The 18331-nt window shown below is 43.4% G+C and carries 13 protein-coding genes, 6 tRNA genes, 4 rRNA genes and 1 riboswitch; of the genes, 1 reads left to right on the top strand and 22 read right to left on the bottom strand.

Annotated features, from left to right (window positions below):
- Positions 1–16: 16 nt before the first annotated feature.
- The 12 genes from rplW to GTK47_RS01555 form a co-directional block, all read right to left on the bottom strand.
- Entirely contained in the window at positions 17–319 is a 303-nt protein-coding gene (gene rplW, locus GTK47_RS01500) for a 50S ribosomal protein L23 (protein WP_004246962.1), read from the bottom strand.
- Complete coding sequence (gene rplD / locus GTK47_RS01505) at positions 316–921, bottom strand: 50S ribosomal protein L4 (protein WP_088494062.1); 606 nt, start codon at positions 919–921, stop codon at positions 316–318. The genes rplW and rplD overlap by 4 nt, the downstream gene beginning before the upstream one ends.
- Positions 922–937: 16 nt before the next feature.
- A complete protein-coding gene (rplC, locus tag GTK47_RS01510; RefSeq protein ID WP_023583465.1) occupies positions 938–1567 on the bottom strand; it encodes a 50S ribosomal protein L3 in 630 nt (209 codons plus the stop codon).
- Positions 1568–1599: 32 nt separating this feature from the next.
- Positions 1600–1911, bottom strand: coding sequence for a 30S ribosomal protein S10 (gene rpsJ, locus GTK47_RS01515; RefSeq protein ID WP_001181005.1), 312 nt, complete (start codon positions 1909–1911; stop codon positions 1600–1602).
- Positions 1912–2282: 371 nt separating this feature from the next.
- Positions 2283–2738 carry an IS200/IS605 family transposase gene (gene tnpA, locus GTK47_RS01520; RefSeq protein WP_165121832.1) on the bottom strand — a complete coding sequence of 152 codons (456 nt, stop codon included), beginning with the start codon at positions 2736–2738 and terminating at the stop codon, positions 2283–2285.
- A 251-nt stretch (positions 2739–2989) separates the two neighbouring features.
- Positions 2990–3463, bottom strand: coding sequence for a bacterioferritin (gene bfr / locus GTK47_RS01525; RefSeq protein WP_165121901.1), 474 nt, complete (start codon positions 3461–3463; stop codon positions 2990–2992).
- A 76-nt stretch (positions 3464–3539) separates the two neighbouring features.
- Positions 3540–3737 (bottom strand): bacterioferritin-associated ferredoxin, encoded by a 198-nt coding sequence (gene bfd / locus GTK47_RS01530; protein WP_165121902.1) that lies wholly within the window; start codon positions 3735–3737, stop codon positions 3540–3542.
- A gap of 221 nt (positions 3738–3958) precedes the next feature.
- Entirely contained in the window at positions 3959–5143 is a 1185-nt protein-coding gene (gene tuf / locus GTK47_RS01535; protein WP_036933947.1) for an elongation factor Tu, read from the bottom strand.
- Positions 5144–5264: 121 nt separating this feature from the next.
- Positions 5265–5340: transfer RNA gene (locus tag GTK47_RS01540), tRNA-Thr, on the bottom strand.
- Between the two features lie 5 nt (positions 5341–5345).
- A tRNA-Gly gene (locus GTK47_RS01545) sits at positions 5346–5420 on the bottom strand.
- An 82-nt stretch (positions 5421–5502) separates the two neighbouring features.
- A tRNA-Tyr gene (locus GTK47_RS01550) sits at positions 5503–5587 on the bottom strand.
- 15 nt (positions 5588–5602) lie between these two features.
- Positions 5603–5678 (bottom strand) — tRNA-Thr (locus tag GTK47_RS01555).
- A 438-nt stretch (positions 5679–6116) separates the two neighbouring features.
- On the opposite strand from GTK47_RS01555, the gene coaA reads away from it, so the two are divergent.
- Positions 6117–7064: a type I pantothenate kinase gene (gene coaA / locus GTK47_RS01560; RefSeq protein ID WP_165121903.1), complete on the top strand. Its 948-nt coding sequence runs from the start codon at positions 6117–6119 to the stop codon at positions 7062–7064.
- Between the two features lie 131 nt (positions 7065–7195).
- Here coaA and birA read toward each other — a convergent pair whose 3' ends face one another.
- From birA to btuB, 10 genes are all read right to left on the bottom strand, one after another.
- Positions 7196–8158: a bifunctional biotin--[acetyl-CoA-carboxylase] ligase/biotin operon repressor BirA gene (gene birA, locus GTK47_RS01565; RefSeq protein ID WP_165121904.1), complete on the bottom strand. Its 963-nt coding sequence runs from the start codon at positions 8156–8158 to the stop codon at positions 7196–7198.
- Complete coding sequence (gene murB, locus GTK47_RS01570; protein WP_165121905.1) at positions 8155–9189, bottom strand: UDP-N-acetylmuramate dehydrogenase; 1035 nt, start codon at positions 9187–9189, stop codon at positions 8155–8157. Before murB ends, birA begins: the two co-directional genes overlap by 4 nt.
- A 162-nt stretch (positions 9190–9351) precedes the next feature.
- Positions 9352–9467 (bottom strand): 5S ribosomal RNA (gene rrf, locus GTK47_RS01575).
- 51 nt (positions 9468–9518) lie between these two features.
- Positions 9519–9594 (bottom strand) — tRNA-Thr (locus GTK47_RS01580).
- A 43-nt stretch (positions 9595–9637) separates the two neighbouring features.
- Positions 9638–9753: ribosomal RNA gene (gene rrf, locus GTK47_RS01585) — 5S ribosomal RNA — on the bottom strand.
- A gap of 116 nt (positions 9754–9869) precedes the next feature.
- Positions 9870–12884 (bottom strand): 23S ribosomal RNA (locus GTK47_RS01590).
- Positions 12885–13230: 346 nt separating this feature from the next.
- Positions 13231–13306: transfer RNA gene (locus GTK47_RS01595), tRNA-Glu, on the bottom strand.
- Between the two features lie 84 nt (positions 13307–13390).
- Positions 13391–14933: ribosomal RNA gene (locus GTK47_RS01600) — 16S ribosomal RNA — on the bottom strand.
- Together the 16S, 23S and 5S rRNA genes with 2 tRNA genes alongside form the textbook arrangement of a ribosomal RNA operon.
- Positions 14934–15331: 398 nt before the next feature.
- Positions 15332–16198, bottom strand: a complete 867-nt coding sequence (gene murI / locus GTK47_RS01605; protein ID WP_165121906.1) for a glutamate racemase — start codon at positions 16196–16198, stop codon at positions 15332–15334.
- Entirely contained in the window at positions 16143–18014 is a 1872-nt protein-coding gene (btuB, locus tag GTK47_RS01610) for a TonB-dependent vitamin B12 receptor BtuB (protein ID WP_165121907.1), read from the bottom strand. Before btuB ends, murI begins: the two co-directional genes overlap by 56 nt.
- Positions 18015–18083: 69 nt before the next feature.
- Positions 18084–18292, bottom strand: a riboswitch (cobalamin riboswitch).
- Between the last annotated feature and the right edge of the window lie 39 nt (positions 18293–18331).

The following is an 18331-nucleotide window of genomic DNA, read 5'->3' on the forward strand; positions in this document are numbered from 1 at the left end:
TCTTTACTCCTCCGACTTACTCAGCGCCGCCGACGAAGTCCAGATTCTGGCCTTCCTTCAGGGTTACGTAAGCTTTTTTCCAGTCGCTACGACGACCAATACGCTGACCGTGACGTTTCACTTTGCCTTTCATCAGCAGAGTGTTTACACTTTCAACTTCGACTTCAAACAGTTTTTGTACAGCTGCTTTAATCTCTGCTTTGGTCGCGTCTTTAGCAACTTTGAGAACGATGGTATTTGATTTTTCCATCGCGATAGAAGCTTTTTCAGATACATGCGGCGCGCGCAGTACTTTCAGCAGACGTTCTTCACGGATCATGCCAGCATCTCCTCAACTTGCTTCACAGCGTCAGCAGTCATGACGACTTTGTCGAAGGCGATTAAGCTAACAGGGTCGATTGTTGCTGCATCACGTACATCAACTTTATATAAGTTACGTGCTGCTAAATACAGATTCTCATCTACATCAGCAGTGACGATCAGAACATCAACCAGAGCCATATCTTTCAGTTTCTGTGCTAAAAGTTTAGTTTTAGGCGCTTCAACAGAAAAATTCTCTACGACGATCAGACGATCTTGACGTACCAATTCAGACAGAATGCTCTTCAGAGCACCACGGTACATCTTTTTGTTTACTTTTTGACTGTGGTCCTGTGGTTTAGCTGCGAAGCTAACACCACCAGAGCGCCAAATTGGGCTCTTGATTGAACCTGAACGTGCACGACCTGTACCTTTCTGTCTCCAAGGCTTTTTGCCTGAACCAGAAACTTCAGCACGGGTTTTCTGAGCACGAGTACCTTGACGAGCACCAGCAGCGTATGCAACGACTACTTGATGCACAAGCGCTTCGTTAAAGTCACGCCCGAAGGTAGTTTCGGAAACAGTCAGCGCGCCTTGCGCGTCTTTCATTACCAATTCCATTCCTATCTCCTCGACGTTACGCCTTGACAGCTGGTTTAACGATCAGGTCACTGCCAGTTGCACCTGGAACAGCACCTTTGACCAGCAGCAGGTTGCGCTCAGCGTCAACACGTACTACTTCCAGGCTCTGAACGGTAACTTGTTCGTTACCCAGTTGACCTGCCATTTTCTTGCCTTTAAACACCTTACCCGGAGTCTGGTTCTGACCGATAGAACCCGGAACACGGTGAGACAAGGAGTTACCATGGGTAGCATCTTGAGTACGGAAGTTCCAGCGCTTTACAGTACCGGCAAAACCTTTACCTTTAGATGTTCCAGTAACGTCGACTTTTTTAACGTCAGCGAAAATTTCTACGCTAATGCTTTGACCTACAGTGTATTCTTCGCCTTCATTCAGACGGAATTCACGTAGTAAGCGGCCAGCTTCAACACCAGCTTTAGCAAAATGCCCTGCTTCAGGTTTCAGTACACGGTTAGCTTTTTTGCTACCAGTAGTCACCTGAATGGCACGATAACCGTCTTTCTCTAGATCTCTGACCTGAGTAACACGGTTGTTTTCAATTTCGATAACGGTTACAGGGATTGAAACGCCATCTTCAGTGAAGATACGAGTCATTCCTACTTTCTTACCGACTAAACCAATCATTGTTTCAACCTCTCAATCGCTTGATGACCTGATTAACCTAGGCTGATCTGCACGTCTACGCCGGCAGCCAGATCCAGACGCATCAGAGCATCAACGGTTTTCTCGGTTGGCTCAACGATGTCAACCAGACGTTTGTGAGTGCGAATTTCATACTGATCACGCGCATCTTTATTAACGTGCGGAGAAATCAACACTGTGAAACGCTCTTTGCGAGTCGGCAGTGGGATTGGACCACGAACTTGCGCACCAGTGCGCTTAGCAGTCTCTACGATTTCCGCAGTTGATTGATCAATCAGACGATGATCAAAAGCTTTCAGGCGGATACGGATTCTTTGGTTCTGCATGAGACCAGAGCTCCAACTATTTTTTATAAACGTAAATGATCACTACTCGTACCCATTTCGATTGATGAGAGAGTGTAATCGTTCTGCATATAACTCCCCAATCGGGAGTATTATATTAATGCAATATAAAATCTGCATTAGCTGATAAATCAGCCTCACTAAATCAGTGAGCCTGCGCATTATACTTGCCTGAGTGATGAAATCAAGCCAAGAATAAAAAATCAGCGATAAAAATTCGTTTTATCTTTTCAAAAATCATAACCACCCGTAAAACGGGTGGTTTGCTCTTGCCCTATAAGGGCTTGTTACCGACTGCGCCTAAATGACGCTGCTTTCTCTTCGTTCAAGCTAAGTGTCTTTGCTACTTTGGCTTACCCCTTGAAGGGGTTTTCATATTCTTTACTGCTCAATTTATCCGAGATTAAATCCGACTTTTCTTGCTCTCTGATATACTTTTGAATTGTGGCTTCATTGAGTCCAACTGTTGTGACATAGAACCCTTCCGCCCAAAACTTTCTGTTGCCAAATTTATATTTGAGATTGGCATGTCTATCAAAGATCATCAACGAACTTTTACCTTTCAAATATCCCATGAAACTTGATACGCATATCTTCGGTGGAATACTCACTAACATATGAACATGATCTGGCATAAGATGCCCTTCGATTATTTCCACACCTTTATATTTACAAAGGTCTCGAAGGATTTCACCTATACTTGAACGAATTTTATTAAAAATCACTTTCCGTCTATATTTCGGCGAAAAGACGATATGGTATTTACACAGCCACTTTGTATGTGCTGAGCTTTGTGCTTTAATGCCCATAAACACCTTTCCTTATTTAAGTTACGAATATTAGCTTGAACATCTATATCGTAACGGAAAGGTGTTTTTCTTGGTATAACCTTTAATACCCACCCGCATAGCGGGTGGTTTTATATTTAAGACGCTGACGCGACTTAAACTGGCTAAAGCCCATAATAAAAAAAGCAAAGGCAACCTTCATTACCTTTGCTTTAAAAAGTGTCTAATAATCCACTAAGGAAGATGAATTATTCTTTTCTGTATCAACCAAATTACTCTTCAATAATTTGAGCTTGCAGATAATTTTGAAGCCCTATGCGTTCGATAAGTTCAAGCTGGGTTTCAATCCAATCAATATGCCCTTCTTCATCGGTTAGAATTTCTAGCATGAGATCACGGCTGACATAGTCATGAATTGAATCTGCGTAAGCAATGGCTTCACGTAAATCTTTAGCGCCGCCTAATTCTAATTCCAGATCAGAACGTAGCATCTCTTCAACATCTTCACCGATGTTTAGTTTGCCTAAATCTTGTAAGTTTGGAATGCCTTCAAGGAACAAGATACGCTCGATATATTTATCTGCGTGCTTCATCTCATCTATGGATTCATGATATTCCATTTCATTGAGGCGTGTGAAACCCCAATTTTTGAACATTCGGGCATGTAGGAAATACTGATTAATTGCAACAAGCTCACCACCTAATAATTTATTAAGGTGGGCTATCATTTTTTTATCACCTTTCATTTTATGCTCCTCTGCTTCCAGTCTTTTCAGTGTAGACCTTTTATACAAAGAGGAGAGAAAGGAAATTTAAAATTTGTTATGCAACTTCAGAAATTTGTGAATAAAGAGCTGATTGCTCATTTTCGATAAGTTGACGGGCTTGGCGTACACACTTACCACAACAACTTCCAACGGGTAAGATCTTGCGTAATTCATTAATAGTGTGGATTTGATGTTTATGGACAGTTGAGATAATTTTTTTATCACTCACACCGTGGCAAAGACATACGTACATAATAACAACCTCATTAACTACTCACGAACAAGATAGTAAATGATAATTATTATGATTTCAATTTCTATTTATTTGAGTTAGGTGTTTTTACTTGTTTGTATCATCAACGATGATGATGCAGGAAAAAATATTAATGCTTTACTGAGATTTAAAATATCCAATCCTCAGATACAAAAAAGGGCATCTTACGATGCCCTCTTCATGCATAAATCTATCAGGAATTAACCTAATACTTTAGCAACAACGCCCGCACCTACTGTACGGCCACCTTCACGGATAGCGAAACGTAAACCGTCGTCCATCGCGATTGGGTGAATCAGTTCAACGATCATGTTGATGTTGTCACCTGGCATTACCATTTCTACGCCTTCTGGTAATTCGATAGTACCAGTTACGTCAGTTGTACGGAAGTAGAACTGTGGACGGTAGCCTTTGAAGAATGGAGTGTGACGACCACCTTCATCTTTGCTCAGAATATAAACTTCTGATTCGAATTTAGTGTGTGGCTTGATTGAACCTGGTTTTGCCAGTACTTGTCCACGTTCGATTTCTTCACGTTTAGTACCACGCAGAAGAACACCAACGTTCTCACCTGCACGACCTTCGTCAAGTAATTTACGGAACATTTCAACGCCAGTACAAGTTGTTTTAACTGTTGGTTTGATACCAACGATTTCAACTTCTTCACCAACTTTGATTACGCCACGCTCAACACGACCAGTTACTACTGTACCACGGCCTGAGATTGAGAATACGTCTTCGATTGGTAACAGGAATGGTTTGTCAATTGCACGCTCTGGTTCTGGGATGTATGAATCCAGTGCTTCTGCTAATTCAACAATTTTTGCTTCCCACTCAGCTTCGCCTTCCAGTGCTTTCAGCGCTGAACCACGAATTACTGGAGTGTCGTCACCTGGGAAATCGTACTGAGACAGAAGTTCACGAACTTCCATTTCTACTAATTCCAGTAACTCTTCATCATCTACCATGTCACATTTGTTCAGGAATACGATGATGTAAGGAACACCAACCTGACGACCTAACAGGATGTGCTCACGAGTTTGTGGCATTGGGCCATCAGTCGCAGCAACAACCAGGATAGCTCCGTCCATTTGCGCAGCACCAGTGATCATGTTTTTAACATAGTCGGCGTGACCTGGGCAGTCTACGTGTGCGTAGTGGCGAGTTGGGGTGTCATATTCTACGTGTGAAGTAGAGATGGTGATACCACGAGCTTTTTCTTCTGGTGCATTATCGATTTGATCGAATGCACGAGCAGCACCACCGTAAGTTTTAGCTAAAACTGTAGTGATTGCAGCAGTCAGAGTTGTTTTACCGTGGTCAACGTGGCCGATAGTACCAACGTTAACGTGCGGTTTTGAACGTTCAAATTTTTCTTTAGACATTTAAATTGTCCCTCTAAGACACGGAATCGGTGGTTACACCACATCAACCAAGCAGTAAGTAAATTAGCGATTTGCTAGTGCTTGTTAAGATTTTAATCAGGGAGGCAAGAACATGAAGGAGTGGTGCTGATAGGCAGATTCGAACTGCCGACCTCACCCTTACCAAGGGTGCGCTCTACCAACTGAGCTATATCAGCACATCTGGAGCGGGCAGCGGGAATCGAACCCGCATCATCAGCTTGGAAGGCTGAGGTAATAGCCATTATACGATGCCCGCAGAACTCGGCTACCTGACTTAAAATCAGCTTTGTATTCTACTTAAGTGTTTACTAATTTAAAACACTTAAGTTAGGAATTAATGGTGGTGGGAGAAGGATTCGAACCTTCGAAGTCTGTGACGGCAGATTTACAGTCTGCTCCCTTTGGCCGCTTGGGTATCCCACCAAACCTAATTTTTAATGGTGCCGGCACCAAGAGTCGAACTCGGGACCTACTGATTACAAGTCAGTTGCTCTACCAACTGAGCTATGCCGGCTAAGTGGTGCGCATTCTAGGAGGACTTTCATCATGATGCAACAAAAAAATTGCGATATTTGTTCTTTTGCTTAGATTTTGTTCATTTTTGATTGAATTGTTGATTTTTTAGGAAAAAAACGACCAAAATGCCAACAAAAATTCATGATAGATTAGCAAGCTAATTTATCTATTCAGTCCCAAATTTATTAGTCATCAATAAATTTTTAGAAAAAAGATTTATTGCACCCTTATTAGTCTACGCTAAAAAATTATTTTCATGACTATTTTTTGTACTTTTTTTACAAATTTATTCAGTTCGTGTCAAAAAAAGTAGAAAAAATTTAAAAAATATCTACGCCTAAGAGGCATCACTCGTTATGATGCTGTTTATTTTTTATCGGATACGGGTGTTTTAAACAGCCTGTCCAACCTGCGAATATTAGGCAGATGTTGGCTTATGAATAACAAAGAACGCTTTATAACCCCTTATTTAGAATTTGACAGAAAACACTGGGCAACGTTAAGAGATTCCGTTCCTTTAACGCTAACCGAAAAAGAGATTGCCGATTTAAAAGGGATTAACGAAGAAATTTCTATTGATGATGTCATTGAGATTTATCTTCCTCTTTCAAGATTACTCAATTTTTACATAAGTTCTAACTTACGTCGTCAAGCCGTCTTAGAGCAGTTTCTTGGAACAAGAAGCGCCAAAATCCCTTATATTATTGGTATAGCTGGCAGTGTTGCTGTTGGTAAAAGCACCACCGCTCGTTTGCTACAAGCACTTTTAACCCGTTGGCCAGAACATCGTAAAGTTGATTTAATTACTACTGACGGTTTTCTTTTACCTAATGCGGAGTTAAAGAAACGCGGGATAATGAAGAAGAAAGGATTTCCTGAATCCTATGATATGCATAGCCTTGTTTCTTTCGTTTCTGATATAAAATCAGGCAAGAAACAAGTAACAGCGCCTGTCTATTCTCATTTAGTGTATGACATCATTCCGGATAAGAAACAGATTATTGAACAGCCTGATATCTTAATTCTTGAAGGATTGAATGTATTACAAAGCAATCAAGATTATCCTCATGATCCACATAATGTTTTCGTATCAGATTATGTAGATTTTTCTATTTATGTTGATGCTGAAGAAGAATTACTAAAACACTGGTATATCAGTCGCTTTTTAAAATTTAGAGAAGGTGCTTTTACTGATCCTGAATCGTATTTTAATAATTACTCTAAATTAAGCAGAGAAGAATCTATTGAAATAGCGTCTTCAATTTGGCAAGAAATTAATGGTTTGAATTTAAAACAAAACATACTGCCGACGAAAGAGAGAGCGAGTCTTATACTAACCAAAGGCAAAAATCATACAATCACCAACGTTCGATTACGTAAATAAATCTAAACAATTAGTGGTGCTTGGTCTCAGAATTATTGTATTTCAGTTATTCAAAATAATATCGATAAACAAAAAGCTTTCCAATTTAGGAAAGCTTTTTTAGTTTTAGATGTTCGATGCAGTTTAAAGCATTACGATGCACTTCTCAGTGAAATTTCGCCACCTATATAAGGTATAATTTTTCCATCTTGTTCCAAAAGTAATGCACCTTGATCATTGATGCCTTTAGCAATACCAAAGATCTCTTTTTCACCAATAATAAGCTTCACTCGGCGATCCATAAAGTTATCTAAACGTTTCCAACGCTCGATAAACACAGATAACCCTTGTTTTTCAAACTGAACAAATGCTTCCCTTAGTGCATTAGTAATTTCACAAGCAAGTTCATTCCTATCAATTTTAATACCAACTTGCTCTAAATTAATCCATTGCTGGTTAATGGCTTCAGTTTGATTTTTACTCATCGCAATATTGATACCAATACCCGTGACAATATGAGCAACATCACCTGTTTTTCCTGTTAACTCAACAAGAATACCGGAAAGTTTTTTATCATTTAAATAGAGATCGTTTGGCCATTTAACTTTAACACCATCTGCGCCAAGCTTTTGTAATACCTCAGCCATAATAACACCGACAACCAAACTTAGCCCTATCGCAGCAGCAGGCCCTTGATCGAGTTTCCAATACATACTCAAGTATAAATTTCTACCAAAAGGTGAAATCCATTGGCGCCCTCTTCGACCTCGTCCAGCCGACTGGTATTCAGCAATACAGACATCACCCGATTTTAATTCGCTAATACGTTGTATCAAATACTGGTTTGTAGAATCTATAACGGGAATAACGCTAGCAGGCTCACCTTTGATGTTTTTGTTTACACTATCCGTATTTAACAAATTCATAGGAGCATCTAATTGATAGCCTTTTCCTGCGACAGTTTGAACATCGATACCCCAACTACGCAATGTCTGAATATGTTTATTAATACCTGCGCGTGTCATTCCTAAGCTTTCGCCTAGTTGCTCTCCTGAATGGATATTTCCGTCAGCAAGAATTTCAATTAATAATAAGGGAGTTGGTGTTTCTTTCATGAAATAGCGTCCACTGCATTGATTTCGCCATATTGGCCAATAAAACGGACTTCTGGCTCTAATTGCACACCGAAGCGCTCGAAGACTTTTTGACGTATATATGCAGCTAAATTAACAACGTCTTTGCCTGTAGCTAGGCCATCTTTATTGATAAGAACAAGTGCTTGCTTCATATGAACAGCAGCACCACCAATCTGATGGCCTTTAAGACCACATTGATCAATCAGCCAACCTGCGGCAAGCTTTACACCATCTTGTTGAACATATTGCGGACAGAAGGGATATTCTGCTTTTAAATGTTGTGCAATACGAATATCAACAATTGGATTCTTGAAAAAACTACCTGCATTACCGGTTATGGTAGGATCTGGTAGTTTGCTCGTTCTCATAGAGCACACAGATCCAAACACATCTTTTGGTGTTACTGTTTCTAATGATAATTTTGATAAATCGCCATAGGTAAGAATAGGCTCCCATTTTTTGCTAAGCTGTAAGCCTACAGCAATAATGGCAAAGCCTTGTTGGTAGTGATGCTTGAAAATACTATCGCGGTAACCAAACTGGCATTCATCATTAGATAATCGATGAATATGACCTGTAGTTAATTCAACTATATCAACATAAGCGCAAACATCTTTTAATTCTTTGCCATAAGCACCGATATTTTGTATTGGTGCTGAACCTACATTTCCGGGGATCAGCGCTAAATTTTCTAGTCCATAGATATTTTTTTCTAACAGAAATTCAATAAGTGCATGCCAATTTTCGCCTGCACCAACATGAACAGACCAATATTGCTCATCTTCAGTAATTTCAATACCAGCAATACAATTGCGAATAACAATACCATTAAAATCTTCTGTAAATAGTACGTTGCTACCGCCGCCTAGAATAAGAGTGGGCAATTTCTGTTCATGGGCATTTTGCCAATATGCACAAAGCTCATCTTTATTATTTGCAGTTTCTATTTGGTGAGCTTTTGCTCTCAAACCAAATGTATTAAATGCTTGCAATGAAACCGATTCTTTCATGAAAGTCTACCTCATTTAGCTGATGGCTTAGTTTAACAGCCAAGCATCGCTGAGGATAGCAAAGTGATAGGTGATCAGAGCGGAGATATTACATCTGTAATTCAGATGTCTTAGAATGCAAAAAAGCCAACCCTATGGGTTGGCTTTCTCGTCTTATTTAATGCCTGGCAGTTCCCTACTCTCACATGGGGAGGCCCCACACTACCATCGGCGCTACAACGTTTCACTTCTGAGTTCGGCATGGATTCAGGTGGGTCCGCTGCGCTATGGCCGCCAAGCAAATTCTGTTTTTATAACTATCTGTTTATGTAGTTATAATTAATTTTTTATGGTGCTGATACCCAGATTCGAACTGGGGACCTCACCCTTACCAAGGGTGTGCTCTACCAACTGAGCCATATCAGCACTAGTGGCTTATTGTCACCGGCTGACACAGCCTAAATTTGATGCCTGGCAGTTCCCTACTCTCACATGGGGAGGCCCCACACTACCATCGGCGCTACAACGTTTCACTTCTGAGTTCGGCATGGTTTCAGGTGGGTCCGCTGCGCTATGGCCGCCAAGCAAATTCTGTTTTATCACCCGCTTCTTTCCTTTCGGTCAGTCGCCAGCAATATCAATCTTAAACAAGCTTACTTCATCTACTGTTTGTCTCTCAGACAAAACACCTTCGGTGTTGTCAGGTTAAGCCTCACGGTTCATTAGTACTGGTTAGCTCAACGTATCGCTACGCTTACACACCCAGCCTATCAACGTCTTAGTCTTAAACGTTCCTTTAGGTCACTCAAGGTGACAGGGAAGACTCATCTCGAGGCAAGTTTCCCGCTTAGATGCTTTCAGCGGTTATCTCTTCCGCACTTAGCTACCGGGCAATGCCATTGGCATGACAACCCGAACACCAGTGGTGCGTTCACTCCGGTCCTCTCGTACTAGGAGCAACCCCTCTCAATCTTCCAACGCCCACGGCGAGATAGGGACCGAACTGTCTCACGACGTTCTAAACCCAGCTCGCGTACCACTTTAAATGGCGAACAGCCATACCCTTGGGACCTACTTCAGCCCCAGGATGTGATGAGCCGACATCGAGGTGCCAAACACCGCCGTCGATATGAACTCTTGGGCGGTATCAGCCTGTTATCCCCGGAGTACCTTTTTATCCGTTGAGCGATGGCCCTTCCATTCAGAACCACCGGATCACTAAGACCTACTTTCGTACCTGCTCGAGCCGTCACTCTCACAGTCAAGCTGGCTTATGCCTTTGCACTAACCGCATGATGTCCGACCATGCTTAGCCAACCTTCGTGCTCCTCCGTTACTCTTTAGGAGGAGACCGCCCCAGTCAAACTACCCACCAGACACGGTCCCCGATCCAGATTATGGACCTAGGTTAGAACATCAAACGTTAAAGGGTGGTATTTCAAGGTTGACTCCATGCAGACTGGCGTCCACACTTCATAGTCTCCCACCTATCCTACACATCAAGGCTCAATGTTCAGTGTCAAGCTATAGTAAAGGTTCACGGGGTCTTTCCGTCTTGCCGCGGGTACACTGCATCTTCACAGCGAGTTCAATTTCACTGAGTCTCGGGTGGAGACAGCCTGGCCATCATTACGCCATTCGTGCAGGTCGGAACTTACCCGACAAGGAATTTCGCTACCTTAGGACCGTTATAGTTACGGCCGCCGTTTACTGGGGCTTCGATCAAGAGCTTCTCCCTAAGGATAACCCCATCAATTAACCTTCCAGCACCGGGCAGGCGTCACACCGTATACGTCCACTTTCGTGTTTGCACAGTGCTGTGTTTTTAATAAACAGTTGCAGCCAGCTGGTATCTTCGACTGGCTTCGGCTCCGTCCGCAAGGGACTTCACTTACCGCCAGCGTGCCTTCTCCCGAAGTTACGGCACCATTTTGCCTAGTTCCTTCACCCGAGTTCTCTCAAGCGCCTGAGTATTCTCTACCTGACCACCTGTGTCGGTTTGGGGTACGATTGTTGGTAACCTGAAGCTTAGAGGCTTTTCCTGGAAGCAGGGCATCAATTGCTTCACCACCTTAGTGGCTCGTCATCACACCTCAGCATTAAGTGACCGGATTTGCCTAATCACTCTGCCTACATGCTTGAACCGGGACGACCGTCGCCCGGACAACCTAGCCTTCTCCGTTCCCCCATCGCAGTTACCACCAGTACGGGAATATTAACCCGTTTCCCATCGACTACGCTTTTCAGCCTCGCCTTAGGGGTCGACTCACCCTGCCCCGATTAACGTTGGACAGGAACCCTTGGTCTTCCGGCGTGCGGGTTTTTTTCACCCGCATTATCGTTACTTATGTCAGCATTCGCACTTCTGATACCTCCAGCATGCCTCACAGCACACCTTCGCAGGCTTACAGAACGCTCCCCTACCCAACAACACATAAGTGTCGCTGCCGCAGCTTCGGTGCATGGTTTAGCCCCGTTACATCTTCCGCGCGGGCCGACTCGACCAGTGAGCTATTACGCTTTCTTTAAATGATGGCTGCTTCTAAGCCAACATCCTGGCTGTCTGAGCCTTCCCACTTCGTTTCCCACTTAACCATGACTTTGGGACCTTAGCTGGCGGTCTGGGTTGTTTCCCTCTTCACGACGGACGTTAGCACCCGCCGTGTGTCTCCCGTGATAACATTCTTCGGTATTCGCAGTTTGCATCGAGTTGGTAAGTCGGGATGACCCCCTAGTCGAAACAGTGCTCTACCCCCGAAGATGAGTTCACGAGGCGCTACCTAAATAGCTTTCGGGGAGAACCAGCTATCTCCCGGTTTGATTGGCCTTTCACCCCCATCCACAAGTCATCCGCTAATTTTTCAACATTAGTCGGTTCGGTCCTCCAGTTAGTGTTACCCAACCTTCAACCTGCCCATGGATAGATCACCGGGTTTCGGGTCTATACCCTGCAACTCATTCGCCCAGTTAAGACTCGGTTTCCCTACGGCTCCCCTATACGGTTAACCTTGCTACAGAATATAAGTCGCTGACCCATTATACAAAAGGTACGCAGTCACCCCACCACTAAGCCTCCTCTGCTTGATTTTTGTTGGTTGAACGTCGCATTCGCTCCGTCTACCGCACATTATCATGCAAAAGAATCGCTGTGAGTTCACCACTAGCTTAGTGGTGGGGCTCCTACTGCTTGTACGTACACGGTTTCAGGTTCTTTTTCACTCCCCTCGCCGGGGTTCTTTTCGCCTTTCCCTCACGGTACTGGTTCACTATCGGTCAATCAGGAGTATTTAGCCTTGGAGGATGGTCCCCCCCATATTCAGACAGGATAACACGTGTCCCGCCCTACTCGTCGAGTTCACAATAACAGCATCTTCAGATACGGGGCTATCACCCTTTACTGCCGGACTTTCCAGACCGTTCTCCTGACGCTGCTATTGATTAAGACTCTGGGCTGTTCCCCGTTCGCTCGCCGCTACTAGGGGAATCTCGGTTGATTTCTTTTCCTCGGGGTACTGAGATGTTTCAGTTCTCCCGGTTCGCTTCATGACGCTATGTATTCACGTCATGATAATATCCATTGGATATTGGGTTTCCCCATTCGGAAATCGTCGGGTATAGCGGTTCATATCACCTTACCGACGCTTATCGCAGATTAGCACGTCCTTCATCGCCTCTGATTGCCTAGGCATCCACCGTGTACGCTTATTCGCTTAACCTCACAACCCGAAGGTGTCTTCTAAAACGGATTGCTGCGCTTCATGATTTCGACGTTGGGCAGTGCTCGCAATGCTCACATACTTTGAGTATGCTCCGCTTGCTGTGCGCTGTCCGCCTTGAAATCATTTTGCTCGCATATCCTCTTTCTGAAGAGTACTTTCAGATTTGAGATTTTGAGAGACTCATCAATATACCTCGGTGATATATTGATTTGTTTTCAATTTTTCAGCTTGTTCCAGATTGTTAAAGAGCATAATAGGTAAAATAACTCATGCGAATTATCTTAACTATTCTCTGACTTTCATCAGACATAGTGTGGTACGCCTTTCACTCATACCGCGCAATTGGCGTCCCCTAGGGGATTCGAACCCCTGTTACCGCCGTGAAAGGGCGGTGTCCTAGGCCTCTAGACGAAGGGGACTTCAGTCAGCTTCGCAGACGCGCTTTTGCTCGTTCTTCATCAGACAATCTGTGTGAGCACTACACATAACACGTATCTCTTAGGTAAGGAGGTGATCCAACCGCAGGTTCCCCTACGGTTACCTTGTTACGACTTCACCCCAGTCATGAATCACAAAGTGGTAAGCGCCCTCCCGAAGGTTAAGCTACCTACTTCTTTTGCAACCCACTCCCATGGTGTGACGGGCGGTGTGTACAAGGCCCGGGAACGTATTCACCGTAGCATTCTGATCTACGATTACTAGCGATTCCGACTTCATGGAGTCGAGTTGCAGACTCCAATCCGGACTACGACAGACTTTATGAGTTCCGCTTGCTCTCGCGAGGTCGCTTCTCTTTGTATCTGCCATTGTAGCACGTGTGTAGCCCTACTCGTAAGGGCCATGATGACTTGACGTCATCCCCACCTTCCTCCGGTTTATCACCGGCAGTCTCCTTTGAGTTCCCGCCATTACGCGCTGGCAACAAAGGATAAGGGTTGCGCTCGTTGCGGGACTTAACCCAACATTTCACAACACGAGCTGACGACAGCCATGCAGCACCTGTCTCAGAGTTCCCGAAGGCACTCCTCTATCTCTAAAGGATTCTCTGGATGTCAAGAGTAGGTAAGGTTCTTCGCGTTGCATCGAATTAAACCACATGCTCCACCGCTTGTGCGGGCCCCCGTCAATTCATTTGAGTTTTAACCTTGCGGCCGTACTCCCCAGGCGGTCGATTTAACGCGTTAGCTCCAGAAGCCACGGTTCAAGACCACAACCTCTAAATCGACATCGTTTACAGCGTGGACTACCAGGGTATCTAATCCTGTTTGCTCCCCACGCTTTCGCACCTGAGCGTCAGTCTTTGTCCAGGGGGCCGCCTTCGCCACCGGTATTCCTCCACATCTCTACGCATTTCACCGCTACACGTGGAATTCTACCCCCCTCTACAAGACTCTAGCCAACCAGTTTCAGATGCAATTCCCAAGTTAAGCTCGGGGCTTTCACATCTGACTTAATTGACCGCCTGCGTGCGCTTTACGCCCAGTAATTCCGATTAACGCTTGCACCCTCCGTATTACCGCGGCTGCTGGCACGGAGTTAGCCGGTGCTTCTTCTGCGGGTAACGTCAATTGCTAAGAGTATTAATCTTAACACCTTCCTCCCCGCTGAAAGTACTTTACAACCCTAAGGCCTTCTTCATACACGCGGCATGGCTGCATCAGGCTTGCGCCCATTGTGCAATATTCCCCACTGCTGCCTCCCGTAGGAGTCTGGGCCGTGTCTCAGTCCCAGTGTGGCTGATCATCCTCTCAGACCAGCTAGAGATCGTCGCCTAGGTGAGCCATTACCTCACCTACTAGCTAATCCCATATGGGTTCATCCGATAGCGCAAGGTCCGAAGAGCCCCTGCTTTGGTCCGTAGACGTCATGCGGTATTAGCCACCGTTTCCAGTAGTTATCCCCCTCTATCGGGCAGATCCCCATACATTACTCACCCGTCCGCCGCTCGTCAGCAAGAAAGCAAGCTTTCCTCTGTTACCGCTCGACTTGCATGTGTTAGGCCTGCCGCCAGCGTTCAATCTGAGCCATGATCAAACTCTTCAATTAAAAGTGTTTGATGCTCAAAGAAATCGAAAACTCAGCTATTCATAAATGAATTTACTTTTGTTGTTCACTCTTCAAGACTTGATACATCTAATATTTTAGAAGATATCGTCTCTGCGAGTGCCCACACAGATTGTCTGATAATTTGTTAAAGAGCAGTGCAACATTCGCTGCCGTCTCCGGTCTTCTGCGTTGTTGCGAGGAGGTGCATTCTACATCTTCCTCATTCAGTGTCAAGCGTTTATTTATAAGGCTTTTCACTTTTTTTCTTCGTTCTCTCGGCTAACTCACTTAGCGTGGTTTGCCGTGACAACGAGGGCGCATTATAGGGAGTTTTGTGAAGCTGGCAACACTTTTTTTGAGTTTTTTTACTGACCGTTGGATTTTCAATCAAATTGCACTTAAAGCGCCAATTTTCTGAGCGATTCGAAACCAAAACTTGCTAAAACAGGTTTTAGTAATTCGCTATTCTCATCTTCTTTTAAGCAATAAGCGAAGCTAATTTCATTTGAACCTTTTATTTTCGCTTGATTTACGACCAACCACGCAGTTCTTCGTGCAATTGCAGCGCCAGAATCGATAATTCGTGTGCCATCAGGTAAAACAGAAAGAAGTTCATCCGCTAATAAAGGGAAATGAGTGCAACCTAATACCACGGTATCTGGTGGCTCTTTCATTTTTAGCCAAGGTGTAAGGATTTTGCGAAGCTCATCTAAAGAAACCTCTTCACCATGAAGTTTTCTTTCTGCCAATTCCACCAGCTCAGCCGAACCTAAAGAGTGAACTTTGCAATCAGTCGCAAAGCGTTCAATAAGTTCGTGGGTATAAGGACGTTTAACTGTCGCTCTTGTCGCTAATAATCCAACTACGCCATTACACGTTAATTTAGCTGCAGGCTTAATAGCCGGAACAACCCCCACAATAGGGATCTCTGTAAACTTGGCGCGTAAAGCAGGAAGACTTACTGTACTTGCTGTATTACAAGCAATAACAATTGTAGCGATATCATGTTTTTCAGCAACCGCGCTAACTATTCGAACAACACGGTCAATAATAAACTCTTGTGATTTTTCACCATAAGGGAAAGCTTCATTATCGAAAACATAGATATAGTGAGCCTCCGGTAGTTTTTCACGGATCTCACGATAAACAGATAAACCGCCAACCCCTGAATCAAAAACTAATACAGTAGGGTTAGCGGTAGATAGTGCATCAGAAGTTGTAACTTCCTGTGAGGAAGTATTCTCGTCCTGGCGTGCGATAGCCATAAGCTGTCTCATAATCTTTATCAAACAGGTTGGCTATTCTACCACGAATTGAGAGATGTGATGTAATAGGATATGAAGCAGTTAAATCCCAAATACTCACACCACCTAAAGAAATAGGTTTTGATGAATAAGTTGAAGGATCGTACTCTTTATCAGTACGTTGACCAATATATTGGTATGTCACTCCCATATCTAATTTTTCGACCTGCCAATCAAGCTGATATTTCACTTGCTGACGAGCTCGGCGATCAAGGCGTTGATGTGTTTCATCATTTCTTGCATCTATATATTGGTAATTAAAAGTGTGATGGAAAATACCTGTATCCATTTCCCCTGTAAATTCTGCACCTTTAATTAATGCCTCGCCAATATTATGATTTTTCCAACCTTGATGAGGATCTGACTGGATAAGATTATTAATTCGGTTTCTATATGCGGTTAATCGCCATGATAAAGGTCCCGTTAACCCTTCAAATCCCCCTTCCCACTGTTTGCTCTCTTCAGGTTGTAAATCTGGATTACTTCCCCATTCACTATAAAGTTGCATCAGTGTCGGTGCTTTAAATGCTGTACCATAACCACCAATCACACGATAACCATCAACAAACTCCCAACCTAGGTTAGTTTGCCAAGTAGTATGCCAGCCATACTCTGAATGCTTATCAGAACGCACAGAAGCTTCAGCTATAATTTCGCCTAATTTTTGCTGCCCTGTTAGATATAAGCCCGTATTGTCGAATTGTTCTTTATTAGGAAATCCATTGGAGCCCGCTTTAATGGATTGACGTTGCCAATCAACACCACCACCAATACTGCCATTCTCTAATAAAAGGTGATTTCCCCACTGTACATTATATTGTTCAGAGTTGGTAAAACGGCTTCCTTTACCATAGCGACCATAACGAGGATCATAGTCATAATCTTTGGTGTAGTTATAGCTAGTATTTAAAGAAGAAGAATAGTTATCGCGATGAAATTGCATACCTGCATCATAAGTGCGGCTAAACAGTGCGCGAGTATCAGTAATAATGGTATTATCGTTATAATCTGGCTCAGCATCATAAGCCGTACGATTATCAAAACCATAAGCCCGTGCAAATAAAGAAACGTTATCATTTATATCGTGATTAACGCCTAACCATAGTGACTTATTCATAAAACCATCACGATCAGGTTGAGGATGCCCTCCTGTATTACCTCTCGCTTCTACATCATAGCCTTTGGTATAGAGATAACTACCTGCCGCCGTTAGTGTTGTTTTATCACCGATTTTTTGTTTTACAGAGCCATCATATTCTTGATAACCATGAGAACCCATTGTGGCATTGAGAGTACCACCTTCGTTTTCTCTTTCAGTTAGAATATTAATTACCCCACCAATTGCATCAGATCCATAAACCGAAGAGCGAGGCCCTCTTATATATTCAATACGTTGAACAAGAGAAAGGGGAATTTGGCTAATATCGGAACTACCAGATACATTAGCCTGATTTAAACGCACACCGTCTACTAAAATGAGAACATGGTTTGAATTTGTACCTCTCACAAATATTGAGCTTTGTTGCCCTATTCCACCATTTTGCCCCACATCAATACCCGGCAATCGGCGCAATACATCAAGGACACTATTACTTTGCCAACGCTCTATTTGCTCGCGTTCAACTATCGTCATTGGCGCTAAAATAGAAGAGCTAGGTTCTTGGAAACGATTTGCAGTCACACTTAATGTATTGTTGTTATCTGCAAATGTACTAAAACTACTTGCCATTACACCCAAAGCAAGACTCGAAATGAAAAAAACATTTTTATTATTCATGAATAATCTGCATCCAACAGAATAAGTAGCAGGATGCCGCCAAAATTAAATAAAGCGCGTATTTAATTTAATATGCGACAGGTCTTCGGCAGGTCTTCGGACTTTAGGTTAAAGCAACAAATTTATGTCTTTAAGATAATGACTTCCCACTACACTTATATAAGTGCTTTGCAGTGTCTTTTATTATCCTTGATCCTATTACCGCTGCGCGTCAGTTCTGGCTTTGCACCAGATTCCCTTTTCACTCCTATTAGGAGACCGAATAACTATGCTACGATTTCAAATCCATTGAGTCCAGAAATTGAACATGAAGAATA

The sequence above is a fragment of the Proteus sp. ZN5 genome, from assembly GCF_011046025.1.
In the GTDB taxonomy this organism is placed as follows: Bacteria; Pseudomonadota; Gammaproteobacteria; order Enterobacterales; family Enterobacteriaceae; genus Proteus.

Coding starts and splice junctions, on each gene's coding strand:
- rplW (WP_004246962.1), bottom strand. CDS start 319: ATGATCCGTGAAGAACGTCTGCTGAAAGTACTGCGCGCGCCGCATGTA.
- rplD (WP_088494062.1), bottom strand. CDS start 921: ATGGAATTGGTAATGAAAGACGCGCAAGGCGCGCTGACTGTTTCCGAA.
- rplC (WP_023583465.1), bottom strand. CDS start 1,567: ATGATTGGTTTAGTCGGTAAGAAAGTAGGAATGACTCGTATCTTCACT.
- rpsJ (WP_001181005.1), bottom strand. CDS start 1,911: ATGCAGAACCAAAGAATCCGTATCCGCCTGAAAGCTTTTGATCATCGT.
- tnpA (WP_165121832.1), bottom strand. CDS start 2,738: ATGGGCATTAAAGCACAAAGCTCAGCACATACAAAGTGGCTGTGTAAA.
- bfr (WP_165121901.1), bottom strand. CDS start 3,463: ATGAAAGGTGATAAAAAAATGATAGCCCACCTTAATAAATTATTAGGT.
- bfd (WP_165121902.1), bottom strand. CDS start 3,737: ATGTACGTATGTCTTTGCCACGGTGTGAGTGATAAAAAAATTATCTCA.
- tuf (WP_036933947.1), bottom strand. CDS start 5,143: ATGTCTAAAGAAAAATTTGAACGTTCAAAACCGCACGTTAACGTTGGT.
- coaA (WP_165121903.1), top strand. CDS start 6,117: ATGAATAACAAAGAACGCTTTATAACCCCTTATTTAGAATTTGACAGA.
- birA (WP_165121904.1), bottom strand. CDS start 8,158: ATGAAAGAAACACCAACTCCCTTATTATTAATTGAAATTCTTGCTGAC.
- murB (WP_165121905.1), bottom strand. CDS start 9,189: ATGAAAGAATCGGTTTCATTGCAAGCATTTAATACATTTGGTTTGAGA.
- murI (WP_165121906.1), bottom strand. CDS start 16,198: ATGGCTATCGCACGCCAGGACGAGAATACTTCCTCACAGGAAGTTACA.
- btuB (WP_165121907.1), bottom strand. CDS start 18,014: ATGAATAATAAAAATGTTTTTTTCATTTCGAGTCTTGCTTTGGGTGTA.